Source organism: Bradyrhizobium sp. USDA 4451, from assembly GCF_054822585.1.
On the sequence record NZ_JBTRCH010000001.1, the window covers coordinates 62,760 to 79,203 of the forward strand.

The following is a 16,444-nucleotide window of genomic DNA, read 5'->3' on the forward strand; positions in this document are numbered from 1 at the left end:
TCATCGTACTGCCTCCTGCGACTCGTTCATGCGGCCGCGTGCAACGTCCAAAAACACCTCTTCCAGCGTGGTGCGGTTGTAGCGCATCAAGATAGATTCAGGCGTGCCGTCGTCTTCGATGCGACCCCGCTTCATAATGATGATGCGGTCGCAGAGCCGCTCGACCTCGAGCATGTTGTGCGACGTCAGCAGGATGGTGGCGTTATGCTGCTTACGATAGCGTTCCAGATGCGTTCGCACCCAATCGGCGGTATCAGGATCGAGCGAGGCGGTCGGCTCGTCCAGCAAGAGCAACTCGGGCTGGTTGATCAGCGCCTTCGCGAGCGCAACCCGGGTCTTTTGCCCGGTGGAGAGCTTGCCGTTGGCACGGTCGATGAAATCGGTGAGGTCGAGATCATCAGTCAGCCCGGCGATACGGCCAGTCAGGTTTTTAACGGCGTAGAGCTTACCGAATACAGTGAGGTTCTGCCGCACCGTGAGCCGCGTCGGCATGTCGATATAGGGCGTCTCAAAATTCATCCGCCCCAGCACGGACGCGCTCTCCTCGGGCATGCGATGTCCTAGCACCTGCACGCGGCCGGACGTCGGCAGCACCAGGCCCATGATCATCGCGATGGTGGTGGTCTTGCCCGCACCGTTGCCGCCCAGAAGACCGGTGATGCTACCGCGCGGCGTCGAAAAGGAGATGCCATCGACGGCGCGGGTCTGGTTGTAGAGTTTGACGACCTGGTTGACCTCAATCGCGACGGAAGCGGGGTTGTCCGCGACCGCTACCCGGTAAACCTTGTCATTGCGGGTCATGCGGAACATTCTTGCTTATCCTGGACAGGCAATTGCTCGATGAGCAATTAATCGCCTGACTTGAATGTGAGCCCAATGCTGAGATGGCACAGTCGCGCGCTCCGCCGACCAGCCATAGCCGAACCAAGTCGACCTTTTTCAACGAGCACCGGATGCGGCATCCAGCCGTTCTCGAGTGTACAATAATTCGCTCTCGACATTCTTGGATGACTTTGGTCGCGAAAGAAGGTTGAATCTCTCCTTGAGCATCAAGATTATCTTGTTCCCATCGAGTTTAGCAGATGGTCGAGGGCTGCTACTGCCGATCAGGGCGCCGTTGCACGCACTGTTCGTTCCCACCGAGCTTTGTGTTCAGAAGGGCTCCCTCTGACACCCAAAGGGTTTCGTGTGGTTTCGCTAGACATATGAATCAGCTATGTTGTGTTACTTTGAAACTGACTGAATCGAAGATCTGGCAGGTCTTCGACGTATGTAGTTCGCACCTCATGAGAATTTACTCCGCCTCAAGAATTTGATGGGCGACCAAGCGTTGGCTACTTACCGGCCATTCATACGCAGGCCCGCGTAACGAATCGTTTGCAGCAAACTTCGTGCCATCTGCAACACGACGCCTTAAAGACCGGATGGTACCATCAGATAATGCTGAAGATTGGGGAGCCCAGCAGATCGGCCCCCTTTCAAATCGATACGTGGATCAGATCGTCCGCAGTTCAACGTCACGTTTTAGCCATCTAATGAAATAAGTCTAACAGAACGCGTCGGGTTGGTCACCGTCGTACGCTCCCGCAGTGCCTTCAATGCGACCTTCGCGCTCAGCGCCGTTTCATTCTTCCGTCTCGCCCTTGCGTCATTCTCCGCTAGCATCTCCCACAGGCCAAGGCCGGTTAGTCGTCAGCTCGCGAATCGCGCCGCTTGCGCAGCAATCGCTGATGCTGGCGTCCAATTCCAGGTCAGAAGCTCGTCCAGCCGTTTAGCTGTGGTAGACGACGACGCAAGTGAGGATATCCGAGAGTCAGGCCTGCGGATCGACGCCATTCATTTTGCCGTGATGATCAAGCTATTTTTGGAAGCTTCCGCGCGCCGTCCGCGGCGATCAGAGCCGCAGAGCAACCGGGGTTTTCGTCCAAGCGCCGTTTGCCGTTCATTCCGTCCATGTCGGCTATCGATGGCATCCCTATTTTGGCCGGAAGGTGAATGTGCGTCGCGTAGATCAACGCGCGTCTGGGCAGTTTCTGCGGGTCGGAGGCCCATCGGGCACTGTCATTATGACGCCCGGCTGGATGATGGATCCGACCATATGCGCGGAGATGACCGCCGGGCCGCCACGAGTTGATCTTGCCGTATCGTCAGAGCTGAAGAGGCTAGTCACAACGCTTGCCGTTTCCACAAACTCCCCGAGCGATCGAACCGCTTGGGAAAACGCCGATGAAGCAGGCGCGCGTAGTTTTACAGATCTCAGGCCGCCAACCGAACCTGATATTCGAGCCTGGCAGGCTGGACAGGATGAACGAGGCGAACGGGCGAAGGTGCTATTGAACCCTCGCCCAAGTCCTCAGGCGGCCGGCCCGGAGGCCGAGGCACTCGCTGATGGCCAACACTGACCAAGAGCGCTCCCAAAGCGCAAAGCCGCCGTTTATGTGCGGCAGTCAACGCAATCCCAGGTCATGACCAACCTGGAAGACCAGCGGCAGCAGTACGATCTTGTCGATACTGCGCGCCGGCATGGTTTCCGACATCGAAGTCATCGACGATGACCTCGGCCGCTCTGCAAGCGGAACGATAGTCCGACCTGGCGTTGATCGTCTGGTTGGCGCCGTACGATGCTTCGCGGCTTCGCGCAACGGCCCCGACTGGTACCATTTCCTGAAACCAACGCAACATTGGGTTAGGTTGGGGAACATCTGCTGCACAGATCAGACAGGCTCAAATGTTTCAATTGGAAGAAGTCCGATGGCCCGCTTCCGACCGAGATGAGCCGTTGCAGCTCTAGGTCGAGAGATGAAGAAGCTAATGGTGGCTCTGTTGCTAAACAAGCAGATGCTGCGGGACGTGATCTGCCGAAAGCCCTGAAGCCTGATCGAAAGCGGAGGCTCGTCGACGACATGATGGTGATGGGTGCCGCAAGCCTGCGCCGACTCTTGAGTTCGACCGGTCAACCGGCCACAACTAGTCTCGTCACTCCGGCCAGGCGACCCTCGAAGATCGGATCAAGGAGATCTGCCATGCTCGCCTGCGCTACGGGCGATCGCCACGTTCACGTGTTGATGCACCGCGAAGGCTAGCGTCGCGCCAGAACAAGATTCGCCGATCTACCGCGAATTGGGCCTGCCATTGTGCAACAAATCGTCCAACGCGGGGAAGGCCAAGCTGCGCGATGACCGCCGCCAGCGACGAGCCCGAACGAGGCTTGGGCGATGGACTTGTCCATGAACAGCTGGCAGCCAGCGGAAAGACGACGAAATGGGGTCGAGCTGGGTTGGCACGCTGGCCTCGACGTGACGCAGGAAGGCGAGGAAGTCCTGATGACTATGGTGGGGGTTTGCACTGGGCGATGACCGCGTCGTCAAGCACGTCGAGGGCGGCAAACAGCGCGGTGGTGCCGTGGCGTTGGTAGTCGTGGCTGACGTCTTCGATGTAGCTGAACCCCATGGGCAGCACGGGCTGGGTGCGTTCGAGGGCCTGGATCTGGCTCTTCTCATCGACGCAGAGCACTGCGGCTTTCTCGGGCGGATTGAGATAAAGCTCAACGACGTCGCGCAGCTTCTCGAGCAACAAGGGATCGGTCGAAAGTCTGAAGCTGCTGGTGCGGTGAGTTGCAGACCTGAAGAGCTGGAACAGACGGTGGACGCTGCTCTTGGCAAGCCCGGTCTCTTTGGCGATCGCGCGCACGCTCCAGTTGGTTGCGGCCTTGGGCTTGCGAGCGAGTGTCTTGGTGATCAACTCGGCCACCGCCTCATCCTCGACGGTGCGGCGCCTGCCACTACGCATTTCGTCGTAGAGCTCCTCAATCCGTTCGGTGATGAAGCGCTTGCGCCATTTGCCGATTGTATGGGGACCGACGCCAAGCCGCGCCGCCACGATAGCGTTGCCGGGCTTGCGCTCGCCCTCCAGCACGATCTCGCTCGCAACGTCAGTGCCGCCGGCAACGAGCGCGACCGCTTTATGGCCGAAGGTGCGTGCGTTCGTCCTTCGATATCGTGAGTGTCGCTTTTGGCCGGCCGGTTCGCATCGGGTAGCTCCTTCGATCGGGATACCCGAGACCCACGCAATATTTATGCTATGAACGAACGGGACGGAACCCTAAAAGGGGACTGCAATAAAGTGGGAATCCCTGCGACGATCCGAGTCGATCAAGGCAGCAAGTTCGTGTCGTGCGACCTTGACCTGTCGAGCTACCAACGCGGTGGACGCTGGACGGCTCACGCCCTGCAAGCCGACCAATGACGCGTTCATCGAAGCCCTCAATGGGCGCTTTCGGGCTGGTACCTCAAACGCTCATTGGTCGCCGACGTAGTTTTGCAGCAAAATAGGCGTTCTGTTGCCGATCGCCTCGCGGGGCCATTCCTCGTTATAGTAATTGCGCCAAGTCTCCACCTTTTCCCGGCGGTCCGCAAGGCCGCCAACGTGATCAGAGACGCAAAACGCTAGTTCCAGGTGGTCCAAAGTTCGTCCTCGCTGCAAAAAACCACCGAGACGCTAAGCGCCACCGGATAAAAACTCAGGGAAAGGTCAAGATCAACACCGCTGAGGGCTTTATTCGCGCCCACCACAATTGCGGATGTAATTCATCTGTCAGGATATACAGCGCCAAGTGAGGCAGGAGCTGTGGCAACGGTAGAAGTAGAGCAGAATTCATAGAGCTCGCTTTGCCCGTTGGGCGCGTACAATCGCATTTTCAAGTAGTTTGTGTACCAAGTTCGAGTATGTTAAACCTGTCTCCTTCATCATCCTCGCAAACATACTGGAAGGTCTCAGGATCGGGGCACTGCCTATCTCGTTAATTAGGAGCTCTCCATCGGGGCGCAAAAAAACGTCGACCCGTGCCAATGCCTCGCACCCGACCGCCCTGAACGCTTCGCGAGACAAGGCTCGCACTCGATCAACGTCCGCCTCGTTCAGCTCCGACTTAATGTGAATTCTTACTCCATTCCCATCCAGCTTCGCTTGAGATGTGAAGAAGGAGCTCTCATCAATCGGGATGATTTCGCTTGGCCACGAACACAGTAGATCATTCGGCGGATCAACGTCCTGTAAAATGCCACACTCGAGCTCCCGCGCTTTGACATGCTCCTCGACCAAAACCTTTCCGTCATAACTGAACGCGAGCTGGACTGCAGCCTGAAACTCAGATTCGCGAGTTACCTTACTGACGCCTATAGAAGAATGAAGGGTTGCGGGCTTTACAAAGAGTGCCCGGCTGCAGAGGGCCTTTTGGGCACATTGAAACGTCACGTTCTCTCCAGCCACCAAAACCAAAGACCGAGCTATCGGAAGGCCAGCTCCGCGCAATGTTTGCTTAGCAATTTGCTTATCGCTACATATCCACGGTGCCGGCCCTCGCGATCCCACAAAAGGTACCTGCGCCGCTTCCAACAGGCCCGAGCAGCCATAGGGAGAGATAGGAAACACTACGTCAACGTGAATTGTGGTGACATCTCCGCTGTCTCGGTAAACGAGGGCATTGCCACCGCCCCCCGGCAGAAACATCAGCTGAGTGCCTGAAGGCTCCACGCGTGAGGGAAATTCTCTCGAATGCTCCAGTAGCCACCACTTACCATCCCGTGCGACGCGAACCAGTATCGGGCAATAACGCTTCCTGTCCAACGCTTCGTAGACACATTTGGCCGACGTCATTGACATATCAAGTTCGACGGGGCCGCCACCAAACACCAGCGCAACGTTCAGTATGGTCATAATCAGCATCCCGTGTGAGAGTGTCACCCGCGTCGAACGTCAATATGCATAGGGTCACAGGACCATCGACAACGATGACATGCAACTACCAAAACTCAGGATCTCAGAATTACAAATATCTTACCTACTAGGTGTTTAGTCCCAAGATTTGATGGGGCATTCTTATCGCACGATTCGAAGTATGCGCTATGGGACAAGTTCTACGCGGCTGCACCACCACCGGAGGCTGTCATCGAACAATACAAAATAGTCAAGAGAGCCTGAGAGGCCTCGCCAGGCGCACCGGGATCAACCAGAAAACTGTCGCGAAGTGGAAGCAACGCTAGACCGTCGCTGATCGTTCGACTGGCCCTAAGGAGGCCAAGTCGACCATCCTTTCCATCGAAGAGGAGGCGATCATCGTCGCTCTCCGGCGGCATACGCTGCTGCCGCTCGACGGTTGCCTCTATGCGCTGCAGCCGACCATCCCGTATCTAAGGCAGTCATCCCTGAATCGCTGCCTCCAGCGCCATGGCATCAGCCGATTGCCGGTTGTTGACGGCAATCGGCCTGCGAAGAAGAAATTCAAGGCTTGTCCTATTTCCGTATCGATATCGCTGAGCTCCAGACCGCTGAAAGCAAGCTCTACCTCTATGTTGCCATCGATCGCACCAGCAGTTCGCCTTTGTGCAATCGGTCAAGAAGACCGGGAGGACCTCAGCCTCGGTCTTCCTCGAAGCTCTGATCGCGGCCGTCCCCTGCGAGATCCACCCAGTGCTCACCGACAACGGGATCGAGTTCACCTTCCCGCCGCGCTACGCCAACGTTCCGACGGCAAGATACGTGACGCATATGTTCGACATGCGATGCCGGAAAAATGGTATCGAACATCGGCTGACCAAGATCAAGCATTCCTGGACCAACGGCCAGGTCGAGCGCATGAACCACACGATCAAGGAAGCCACCGTCCAACGCTATATCATTACGATCGATACGATCAGCTTGAAGCTCGCCTTGCCGGGTTCATCACAGCCTACAATTACGCTCGGCGGCTGAGCACCCTGAAGGGCGTCACGCCCTACGAATACATTTGCAAATGCTGGACTCCCCAGCCAGAACGATTCAAACTCAACCCGCGCCAGCAAATGCCGGGACTAAACACCTAGAGCAGTCGGTGCACGAATGCGGTCACCTCGGGAGCCTCGATTGATCGAAGCTATTGTGTGGGACAATATCGCTCGGATCGGGACCCCTCCCGTTTAGCGGCAACGCACCAGTCGCAAGACGCGCATTCGAGTCGTGGATCGACGCGCTCCATGAGAGTGGCGTTTTTATTTTGGCACACATAAAACGGATTCCCTTCACAGTAGGGTTATAGGCGGAGGAGCTCAATATACTGGCGCACGAGAGATGTGCATTGATTCTACTACCGCGCACCGCTGTGCGTGCGAGCGTTCCCGATAGGTCATTCGAGATCAAGTAGCAGGAATTCACTTGTGCACCAGCGCAAACGGAGGTGGCAAGAACGCAGCCATCCTCCTGCAGTCGAAAAGTCTTATCGAGCAGACGCAAAGCGTCATGTGCTTTTCGGTCCTGCACCTTGAATCCTCCTATGACATTTACACTCTGTGGGGTAAGACCGAGATGGAATGGCAGGAGGTTCGCAGTGGTCATGACGATGAGACGTCCCTCACTCGCGAACACTGCGGAGCAGAGAACGTGAGCGCTCAACGTGACGATCTGGTACGTTGCTCGTGCTCTAAGTCCAAGCCTTTCGACCAATGGCATTTAGAATACAGGCCTCATAAACAACGGATAAAGCGTTTTCCTTCAACAACCAGGAAACACAAGATTCTCCCCGGAGCCGCGCCGTACGCCGAGACCGATCCAATGAATGCGAGACCATCAAGAGGAGTCCTCAGGAGTTTCGTAAGAGTCGTTCTCAGGCCACGGGTTTGAAGGTTTGAGCGCGGTGGGCCCCGGGCAATAGCTGGTCGATGTCGCGGTTTGGATGCCCCGTTGACGATCCTTATCAGGACGTCGGTGAGATAGGCGAGTGGATCGACGTCGTTGATCTTGCAGGTCTCGACCAAGGTTGCGACGACGGCCCCATGTTCGGCCCTCCCGTCGGATCCGGCAAACAGCGCGTTCTTGCGACTGAGCTTGATGCCACGAATTGATCGTTTGACCGTGTTGTTGTCGAGTTCGATGCGGCCGTCATCGATGAAGCGCGTTAAGCCTTGCTAGCGAAGGGCGTAGCGGATGGCCTCGGCGAGCTTGATCTTGGCTGATGAGAGCCAGCTTGGCGCGCAGCCATATCTCGAAGGCATCGGCCAATGGTCAGCTCTTCTGCTGCCGCATGAGGCGACGCTTCTGCGCTGCGGCCGCGGATCTCCTTCTCGATCGCATAGAATGCGACGATGTGCTTCAGCGCCTCGCTCGCATGCCGGCAGAGCGGCAGGTGATCGGCATATTTGGGACGTCGGGTGACGACAACGCGGAACTGCGCCGGCACCATGTCCAGCCCCTCGCTCTTATCTTCACCGATCCGGTGCAGTTCGCCCCGGCAGCAGGGCAGGTCTTGTCGACGATGTCGACGACGACTTCGATCCGCGGCAGATGCGCCGGCAGTGCCCTGCGGTTGACGCGGCGCTTGCGCGCCCGAGCAGCGTCGACAATTCCACCGCCGACAAACGCATCACGCCATCCTCGATCTTCGGCCAGCGGCAGACGCCTTCCTCGAGCCGCTTGGCGAACAGGCACAAACCCGTACCGTCCCATAAGATCAGCTTGATCCGGTCCGCCCGCCTGGCACGGAACACATAAACAGCACCCGAGAACGGATCGGCCTTCATGTGCTCGCGTACCAACATCGCAAGCCCCTCCATTCCCTTGTGGAAGTCGATCGGCTTGGTTGCCACCATCACCTGAACAGTTCCGGACGGGCCGATCACCGGCTTGCCTTAAGCGCATGTGACCTGCCCCTGAGTATTTCCTCCAGATGGAGTTAGAGTCCGGCCTGAGCAAGGACGGACAGACGAAGCGAGCAAGGTTCACGGAAGAGCAGATTATCGCAGTGTTGAAGGAGCATGGGGCTGGGGCGACGACAGCTGACCTGGCTCGCAAACACGGAGTCTCCGAAGCGACGATCTACAATTGGAAGGCCAAGTTCGGCGGCATGGAAGCTTCCGAAGCCAAGCGGCTGAAGTCGCCGGAGGAGGAGAACGCGAAGCTGAAGAAGCTTTTGGCCGAGCAGATGCTCGACGCGGCCGCCCTTCGCGACCTTCTGTCAAAAAAATGGTAGGGCCCGCCGCCAAGCGCGCCGCTTTGGCGCACCTGAAGGCCGCGATGGGCTTGTCGGAGCGACGGGCCTGCATGATCGTCGGCGCGGATCGGAGGATGATCCGCTACCGATCTCGCCGCGCTGCGGATACGGAGCTTCGTGTTCGGCTGCGCGACCTCGCCCACGAGCGCCGACGGTTCGGCTACCGTCGGCGGTTCATTCTGCTGCGGCGGGAGGGGGAGCCATCAAGGATCAACCGCATTCACCGGATCTATCGGGAAGAAGGGCTGACGGTCCGCAAGCGGCGGGCTCGCCGCAAGGCCATGGGGTGCCGGGCGCCGATCCCGCTGGAAGCGAAGCCGAATGCGCGCTGGTCGCTGGACTTCGTCCACGACCAGTTCGCCAACGGGCGTCGCTTCCGCATCCTCAACATCGTCGACGATGTCACCAAGGAATGTCTGGGCGCCATTCCTGACACATCGATCTCGGGCCGGCGTGTGGCGCGGGAACTGACGACGGTTGTCGCGCGGCGCAGCAAACCCGGCCTGATCGTCTCCGACAACGGCACCGAACTCACCTGTAACGCCATGCTGGCGTGGTGCTAGGAAACCGGCATCGACTGGCACTTCATCGCACCGGGCAAACCAATGCAGAACGGCTTCGTCGAGAGCTTTAACGGCCGGATGCGTGACGAGCTCCTCAATGAGACGCTGTTCTTCGGTCTCGACGATGCCAGGGCCAAACTCGCGGCATGGGTCGCCGACTACAATGGCGAGCGCCCTCATTCCTCGCAGCAATACCTCACGCCCGCGGCCTGCCTACGCCGCCACTCTCACCGCAACGGACGCTCGGCTGCGCAACCCCGACCAGCTCCGCCGATCGTCCGTTGCTCCACCCGCGCCACTTGGCGTACAAACCACCGAGACTCTAACTGCCGCTGGATGAAAGTTCAGTGGCAGGTCGCATGGAGGATGGACGCAATCATCGCCATGTCCGCGCCTCGGCCGACCCGGATAGTGACGCCTTCGGCTTCGATCTCGATGCCCCGGCATCGCATGGCGAGCCCGGGCATCCGGCTTGGGCTTGCGTCGCGCTGTCTTGCGCTCATGGCCAGCAACCGCGACTGGTGCCATGGCGTCTACCACCGCCGGTACAAACGGCAGATCGCCAGCCATCGGCGTCGGCAACCGGCGTGCTCGGCGGCGCCAGGTGAACACTTGTTGTGGGCTCAGCCCGTGTCGCCGGGCGATCTCGGAAACGACCGCGCCTGGTACCAGCGCCTCCTCGACGATCCGGGCCCTGTCGTCCTTGGAGAACCAACGACGGCGTCCCGTCTCCGTGATCACTTCCAGTCAGCGCGCCGTCACGTCCGACTTAAGCGTATGGTCAAGCACAGACACAAGCCGATCCCTTCAAAGAGATCGTGAAACTCGCCTATCCTATGTGCCGCGAGAAGGTGGGAGCGGAACGACGCTTACGGAGTTTCGACAATAGCCAAAACTCTGTCGAGGCCCTTATCGAGCATCAGAGTCTCAATTTCTAGAAAATCCTGCATCAAAATAGTCCGGCTCGACAACATTCACGCGAATGCCACTTACCCGTATGCCGACACGCGTGAAATTTGAGAGAAGCAGGCGCTCTGCTGTCTCATACCCCTGCAGACGCAACGAATACGATATCCCTCGCACGATCTGATGTATCATAAGTCTAGCCGCGGTTCGTAAAAGTAGCACCACGCTCATGGGCCGTTTCTCGTATGATGAACCCAGTCTTTATCAGTCAAAGCCTCGATAGTGTCATAAGGAATGTGACCGGAGTTCACCATCAAACAATCGATTTCCCATGAGCCCGACCGCCTGCTGAAACAACACGTCTACTTCCGTAGCGATGCGCGAGGTCCGCGACGAATCTACGGGTGCCCCGATTGCAGCTTGTCTCGCAGATCAGCGGCAGCTCCATCCAACGCCGATCGATCGCGAGCACAGATCGCAACATGCGCACCGTCTCGCAAAGTCCCGATTGGAAAACCACACCTCTGCTGCCAACCAGGACCTTTTTGCGGCTCCTGCAATTCATCTTAACTCCTCTGGTTGAACGCTGAAGCGCGCTGGTTTGCGCTGCTCATTCCGGCGACACACCAGCCAGCTGATAAATTGACCGATCTGTATGGCGGCGTCTCGATGGCTGACAGCCCAATCCTTCGGGCACAGAGCGATTCATGTGCGCTGCGAGGAAGAACCGCGCGCTTTTGGCAGCGCATGAGCCGCTGTTCAACGCTGTCCCGAGGAATTTGGCTAACAAACCACGATCACCCCTCCGACGGCGTCGAGAAGCTCTCAAGAGACTAGCGAGCTTTCCACGAGCTTGATCCAGAATGATGTCCCGTACAAAATAGCATCGTCGTTGAAATCATACGCGGGGTGATGGAGGCCCGCGCTATCGCCGTTCCCGCAATAGATGAATGCACCTGGACGTTCCTGCAGCATGTAGGAGAAATCTTCCCCTCCGAGTGCGGGCCGGCATTCGAGCACGTTGTCTTCACCCGCGACCTCTTTTGCAACCCTAATCGCAAAATCGGTCTGTGCGGCATGATTGAAGGTGACTGGATAGCCGGGTCGGTAAGTGACGTCTATCTTCGCACCGGTCACTTGAGCGATACCGGCGGCGATATCATGCACCCGCTTCTTGATGAACTGACTGGCCTGTGGCGTCAGCGTACGGATCGTACCGCGGAGTTCCGCAGTCTGAGGAACAACACTAGCCTCCGTACCGGAATGGAAAACGCATACCGAAACCCCCGCTGGCTCCAAGGGATCAATGTTGCTGGCCATAATCTGCTGCAGGGCAGTCGTGAGCTGCGCGCCGACCAAAACCGAGTTGACGCATTTATGGGGCGCCGAGGCATGGCCCCCATGGCCTTCGATTCTGATTGCCATCCCTTCTGTCGCCGCCAAGATCGGGCCTTGACGAATAGCGAAGCGACCGATCGGAATTCCAGGCGAGTTATGCATACCAAAAACCTGCTCGATACGGAAGCGATCCATCAGACCGTCTCTGATCATTGCGGCAGCACCTGCACCCGACTCTTCAGCGGGTTGAAAGATCATAACGACGGTTCCGGCAAAATTCCGGGTTTCGGCAAGATAGCGCGCCGCGCCTAACAGCATCGCGGTGTGCCCGTCATGACCGCAGGCGTGCATCACACCTTTGATTTTCGAAGCGTAAGGCCGGTCGGTCGCTTCGTCGATCGGAAGCGCATCCATGTCGGCGCGCAAACCGATTACTCTCATGTCGGCACTGCTTGGAGCTTTCCTGCCCCTGATTACGCCAACAACGCCGGTCCTGCCCAAACCGGTCGCTACTTCATCGCAGCCAAATTCGCGCAAACGCTCCGTCACGAACGCCGAAGTACGGTGGACATCATAGCCAAGTTCGGGACTTGCGTGGAGGTCCCGACGCCAGGTCAGGATGTCAGAATGAAGAGCGGCGACACTATTCAGCACGGGCATTGGAATTCCTTTCTTACGATTGGTAGGGGTCTAGCTGAGGTGACTCATTTGCGCAGCCGGGGATCCAGCGCCTCCCTAAGGCCATCACCGACATAGTTGACACTGAGGACAGTAAGAGAAATCACAATGCCTGGCCAGAGAACTAGCCACGGGTAGTCCTGCATGTATTCGATTCCGTCGTAGAGTGCTCGTCCCCATGTCGGAAGATCCGGTGGAAAGCCGAGACCTAGGAACGACAGCGTACTTTCCGTCAGGATGGCCGTGGCGATTCCAAGAGTGGCCGAAACTACAATCGGCGACATGATATTGGGTAGAACATGACGCAATATAATCCGGCGAGGTGGAGTGCCGATGCTGCGCGACGCGAGCACGAATTCACGGCCTTTGATGGTCAGCACTTCCCCGCGCACTATGCGGGCCGTATTCATCCAGCTGGTTACACCGATAGCCGATACGATCAGAATGAAGATTCCCATCTCGAGACCAAATACGCTGGCAAGCGGATCGCGGAACAGCATCACCATGACCAGTAGGAGTGGCAGCACCGGCAATGCCAGAAACAGATCGGTGAGGCGCATCAGCGGGCCGTCGAGCCTTCGGAAGAAGCCGGCAAGGACGCCGATAAGAGTGCCGATAAAGATCGAGATGAACATTGACGTCAGGGCGACCGCGATCGAGATTCGCCCACCAATCAGCATCCGCGCCAGGAGATCTCGGCCAAGCTGGTCGGTGCCGAGCGGGTGAGCCCAGGTTGGTCCCCGATTGACCATCGTAAAGTCAATGTACTCGGGGCTGATACGCCACACATGGGGGCCGAGAACGGCACCGAGGATAATCAGGATGAAGACGGCAGCTCCGGTCACCGCGCCATTGTCATTCTTAGACTGGTCCCAGATATCCCACCAACCATTGCGTGGCGACACATCGCGAATCCCAAGTTCTGAACCGCGCAAGTGATTGGCCGTCATTGTTTCCGAGACAATTGCATCGATCGCTTCGCCCGGTTGGGGATGGCTTCGCAATTCAGTCATAGCGAATCCTCGGATCGAGCGTTCCATAGAGCAGATCGGCGATCAGGTTGAAGACGACGATCAGTACAGCGAACATGAAAACCAATGTTTGTACCATCGGCAGGTCATGGGCGTAGATGGCACTGATCAGGAGCTGACCAATTCCGTTTACCTTGAAAATCTGCTCGGTAACGATGGCGCCCGCAAAGATTCCCGGCATCCCGAGTGCGATGAGCGTGACTACCGGAATCATCGAATTGCGCAACACGTGGATGAATACTACAACCGCTTCGCTCATGCCTTTGGCCCGCGCTGTGCGCACGTAGTCTTGGCCGAGGTTGTCGAGCATGGACGAACGCACATAGCGGCTGGTGTATGCGGCGGTCTGTATCGCCAGCACCATCACTGGCATGGCCATCTGGCGGAGCTGCTCGAGAAAGCTGCTCCAGCTGTTGATGACCAGGTTGGTGTTGTAGATCGATGGAAACCAGTTAAGGTTGACGGCGAAGATCAGGATCACCAGAGCGCCTGTGAAGAAGGACGGCATGGCAAGGCCTAACATCGAGAGAAAAGTGCCGAACTGGTCGAACACGGAATAGCGCTTATAAGCAGATAGGATCCCAAACAGCAGAGCGACCAGCACGCCAACTATATAGGCAAGTCCGACCACAGACAAAGTTTGGGGAAGACGCTGGGCGACGATCCCGAAGACGGGGCTGTGCGTCTGCCAAGAGATGACGCGCTGCATGCTGTCTGTAAAATGCGTTCCGAACAGGAGGTCCAAGCCATGCAGTGGCTCGACCAACAAGAACTGCTTCAGCCATAAGAGATACTGCACGATCAGCGGCTGATCAGCGCCGAGGGCTATTCGCATTTTCTCACGCACTTCGGGCGGAATCGTTATCGGTATGTCTGCCAGCGGATCACCGGGCGCTACTTTAAGCAGAGCGAAGACGACGAGGCTGATTAATAGTACGGTTGGAACTGCAGTGAGCAGCCGCCGGATGGCATAGTTGAGCATGTTTTGCGCCTATGACTCTCGGCCGGTTACGTCCGCTCGGGATGTGGGGACATCGGAAGCTGCATGCATTTGAGCCGCGAGTAGTCTCACTTCCTGCGATACCAATCCTCGATGTTTCCAAACGGGGAATCCCAGGGAAAGATGACTCCGCCCAGAGTATTGGAGACTGCCATTGGGCCGGCACGCCAGACCAGTGGCAGGTACGTGTTGCTGTCCACGGTCAGCATGTTGTTCAGCTTCTTGAAAATTTTGGCGCGTCTTTCAATGTCAGCAGTATTGCCAAGTTCGGTCACCAAGGCGTCGTAGTCTTTGTCACAATAGCGCGCGTAATTTGTGTTGCGCCACTGGTTGTCTGCGCGTGGCGCCTTATCGCAGGTGTTGCCTGCCACAAACGTGCCGGGTTCGACACCTGATGTGAAGGTGAACATCTCGACGTCCGCGTAAAACTTCTGATATGTATCCGGATTACTGGGATCGGTGCTGAAGAACACCGAGGCGTTGATGTTTCTTAGTTCTACATGGACGCCAATCTCACGCCACCATTGCTTGATGATCGCCTGTAGCTGCTGACGAACGGCATTGGTGGAGGTCTGGAAGGTGAGCTTCAGCCTCTTGCCATTCCTCTCTCGGATCCCATCGGGGCCCGGATTCCAACCGGCTTCGTCAAGAAGCTTCTGGGCGCCCTTGATATCCTGCTTTAGGCAGTTCGTGTTGCCCACGGCGAAGCGCTCCGGCGCCGATATGATGTCGCAGGTCGGCTTGCCCATGACGTCGTAGCCGATCTTGGTGAGGGTCGCTCGGTCCAGCGCCATCGACAGGGCCGTGCGCACACGAGCGTCGCTCAGAATCGGGTTCGGATGCTTGGCGCTCGATCGCTCCTCCGGCGGGAGACTTGACGAAGGATCCGTCAGGTTTAGCACCAGAGCTTCGACTGCCGTGCCGAAGAACAGGGACAGTTTACCCTTGCCTGCTTCCTCCATTTTCTTCAGGACGTCCGGAGCGACCACCGGGTTCCAGGCAACGTCATATTCGCCGCTCTGCAGGACTGCGCGGGCCGCTCCCAGCGCGTCGCCGCCCCCTTTGTAATTGACCTCGGCGAAGGCCGGCTTGTTCGGATCGCGGTAGGTCGGGTTAACATTGAGCTGGATAGCGTCGTTCGGCTTGAAGGAGGTAACGACGAACGGTCCGGTGCCGATCGGGTTAAAGTTTGCCTCCGTGCAGGTCGACGCTTTCTCACCCAAGCAATCGGAGAATTGCTTGGCCTGTATAATCGGAGACCACTCCCCGACGAAGGGACCATACGGATCCGGCATCATCTGGTTGAAGCTAACCTTTATGGTCAGCTTATCTATCGCCTCGACCTTATCTACGCCTCGGAAATGGTTGATTGACGCGCAGCCTGTTTTCGGATTCATGCAGTAGTTGGCGGTGAAGACCACGTCCTTCGCAGTGACCGGCGTACCGTCGGACCATTTCAGACCGGGCTTCAGCTTCCAGGTGATCGACTTGGAGTCATTCGACACGCCGCCGTTTTCGGTGGTCGGAACATCCACTGCAAGCCGCGGGAAAAGCTTGGTGTTCTCGTCGCGCCCGGCTAACGGTTCGAGCACCAGCGAAGCGGCGTCTCCATCCTTGTCCCCGCCAGACAGATAAGGATTCATGATCGATGGCGCCTGCCAATAGAGAATATTGACGGTTCCATCTGTGCCGCGCCCGGGCGCCGCGAGTGCGGGCGCCACCAAGAGTGTTGCCGCGGCTCCCAGAGCCAAGAACGAGTTCAATTTCAACATTGTATCTCCCCTTGTTCGATGACTAACCAGAAGGACTGCGCGTCCAGTCGCTATACTCGTCCGCTAGACCCATCCCTCATGGGAGAATGGACCCATGGCGCAATGAGCCTCTTTCTAGGCTGTCAGTGCTAATCTCT

Annotated in this window: 10 protein-coding genes and 6 pseudogenes; 3 read left to right on the forward strand and 13 right to left on the reverse strand. The window is 57.6% G+C overall.

Annotated features, from left to right (window positions below):
- Both ACVMB0_RS00255 and ACVMB0_RS00260 read right to left on the reverse strand, forming a co-directional pair.
- Entirely contained in the window at window positions 1-801 is an 801-nt protein-coding gene (locus tag ACVMB0_RS00255) for an ABC transporter ATP-binding protein (RefSeq protein ID WP_461349562.1), read from the reverse strand.
- Window positions 802-1,692: 891 nt separating this feature from the next.
- Window positions 1,693-1,950: pseudogene (locus tag ACVMB0_RS00260) on the reverse strand (transposase domain-containing protein); the annotation flags it as partial.
- Between the two features lie 488 nt (window positions 1,951-2,438).
- On the opposite strand from ACVMB0_RS00260, the pseudogene ACVMB0_RS00265 reads away from it, so the two are divergent.
- Window positions 2,439-2,670: pseudogene (locus ACVMB0_RS00265) on the forward strand (recombinase family protein); the annotation flags it as partial.
- A gap of 657 nt (window positions 2,671-3,327) precedes the next feature.
- On the opposite strand, the gene ACVMB0_RS00270 reads toward ACVMB0_RS00265, so the two are convergent.
- The 3 genes from ACVMB0_RS00270 to ACVMB0_RS00280 form a co-directional block, all read right to left on the reverse strand.
- Window positions 3,328-3,915 carry an IS630 family transposase gene (locus tag ACVMB0_RS00270; protein WP_461344876.1) on the reverse strand — a complete coding sequence of 196 codons (588 nt, stop codon included), beginning with the start codon at window positions 3,913-3,915 and terminating at the stop codon, window positions 3,328-3,330.
- Window positions 3,916-4,296: 381 nt separating this feature from the next.
- A complete protein-coding gene (locus tag ACVMB0_RS00275; protein WP_461344877.1) occupies window positions 4,297-4,482 on the reverse strand; it encodes an integrase core domain-containing protein in 186 nt (61 codons plus the stop codon).
- Between the two features lie 171 nt (window positions 4,483-4,653).
- Window positions 4,654-5,715, reverse strand: coding sequence for a D-alanine--D-alanine ligase (locus tag ACVMB0_RS00280; protein WP_461344878.1), 1,062 nt, complete (start codon window positions 5,713-5,715; stop codon window positions 4,654-4,656).
- 188 nt (window positions 5,716-5,903) lie between these two features.
- Here ACVMB0_RS00280 and ACVMB0_RS00285 point away from each other — a divergent pair.
- Window positions 5,904-6,860 (forward strand): annotated as a pseudogene (locus tag ACVMB0_RS00285) (IS481 family transposase).
- A 361-nt stretch (window positions 6,861-7,221) separates the two neighbouring features.
- Here the strand turns inward: ACVMB0_RS00285 and ACVMB0_RS00290 are convergent.
- From ACVMB0_RS00290 to tnpB, 3 genes and pseudogenes are all read right to left on the reverse strand, one after another.
- Window positions 7,222-7,341, reverse strand: a pseudogene (locus ACVMB0_RS00290) (3-methyl-2-oxobutanoate hydroxymethyltransferase); the annotation flags it as partial.
- A 295-nt stretch (window positions 7,342-7,636) separates the two neighbouring features.
- Window positions 7,637-8,137: pseudogene (locus ACVMB0_RS00295) on the reverse strand (IS66 family transposase); the annotation flags it as partial.
- A 97-nt stretch (window positions 8,138-8,234) separates the two neighbouring features.
- A complete protein-coding gene (gene tnpB / locus ACVMB0_RS00300; protein WP_461344879.1) occupies window positions 8,235-8,648 on the reverse strand; it encodes an IS66 family insertion sequence element accessory protein TnpB in 414 nt (137 codons plus the stop codon).
- 47 nt (window positions 8,649-8,695) lie between these two features.
- Between tnpB and ACVMB0_RS00305 the strand changes: the two are divergent.
- Window positions 8,696-9,792: pseudogene (locus ACVMB0_RS00305) on the forward strand (IS3 family transposase); the annotation flags it as partial.
- Between the two features lie 3 nt (window positions 9,793-9,795).
- Here the strand turns inward: ACVMB0_RS00305 and ACVMB0_RS00310 are convergent.
- The 5 genes from ACVMB0_RS00310 to ACVMB0_RS00330 all read right to left on the reverse strand — a co-directional run bounded on the left by ACVMB0_RS00310 (window position 9,796) and on the right by ACVMB0_RS00330 (window position 16,304).
- Entirely contained in the window at window positions 9,796-10,323 is a 528-nt protein-coding gene (locus tag ACVMB0_RS00310; RefSeq protein ID WP_461344880.1) for a transposase, read from the reverse strand.
- Between the two features lie 990 nt (window positions 10,324-11,313).
- Window positions 11,314-12,486, reverse strand: a complete 1,173-nt coding sequence (locus tag ACVMB0_RS00315) for a M20 aminoacylase family protein (RefSeq protein ID WP_461344881.1) — start codon at window positions 12,484-12,486, stop codon at window positions 11,314-11,316.
- Window positions 12,487-12,530: 44 nt separating this feature from the next.
- Window positions 12,531-13,517, reverse strand: a complete 987-nt coding sequence (locus ACVMB0_RS00320; protein ID WP_461344882.1) for an ABC transporter permease — start codon at window positions 13,515-13,517, stop codon at window positions 12,531-12,533.
- Window positions 13,510-14,517 (reverse strand): ABC transporter permease, encoded by a 1,008-nt coding sequence (locus ACVMB0_RS00325; protein WP_461344883.1) that lies wholly within the window; start codon window positions 14,515-14,517, stop codon window positions 13,510-13,512. The genes ACVMB0_RS00320 and ACVMB0_RS00325 overlap by 8 nt, the downstream gene beginning before the upstream one ends.
- 86 nt (window positions 14,518-14,603) lie before the next feature.
- The gene (locus tag ACVMB0_RS00330) at window positions 14,604-16,304 is read right to left on the reverse strand and encodes a peptide ABC transporter substrate-binding protein (protein ID WP_461349563.1); all 1,701 of its coding nucleotides are present in this window, start codon (window positions 16,302-16,304) and stop codon (window positions 14,604-14,606) included.
- Window positions 16,305-16,444 lie beyond the last annotated feature (140 nt).

Excerpts from the sequence above, each read along its gene's own strand:
- ACVMB0_RS00255 (WP_461349562.1), bottom strand. The coding sequence starts at position 801 with ATGACCCGCAATGACAAGGTTTACCGGGTAGCGGTCGCGGACAACCCC.
- ACVMB0_RS00280 (WP_461344878.1), bottom strand. The coding sequence starts at position 5,715 with ATGACCATACTGAACGTTGCGCTGGTGTTTGGTGGCGGCCCCGTCGAA.
- ACVMB0_RS00315 (WP_461344881.1), bottom strand. The coding sequence starts at position 12,486 with ATGCCCGTGCTGAATAGTGTCGCCGCTCTTCATTCTGACATCCTGACC.
- ACVMB0_RS00320 (WP_461344882.1), bottom strand. The coding sequence starts at position 13,517 with ATGACTGAATTGCGAAGCCATCCCCAACCGGGCGAAGCGATCGATGCA.
- ACVMB0_RS00325 (WP_461344883.1), bottom strand. The coding sequence starts at position 14,517 with ATGCTCAACTATGCCATCCGGCGGCTGCTCACTGCAGTTCCAACCGTA.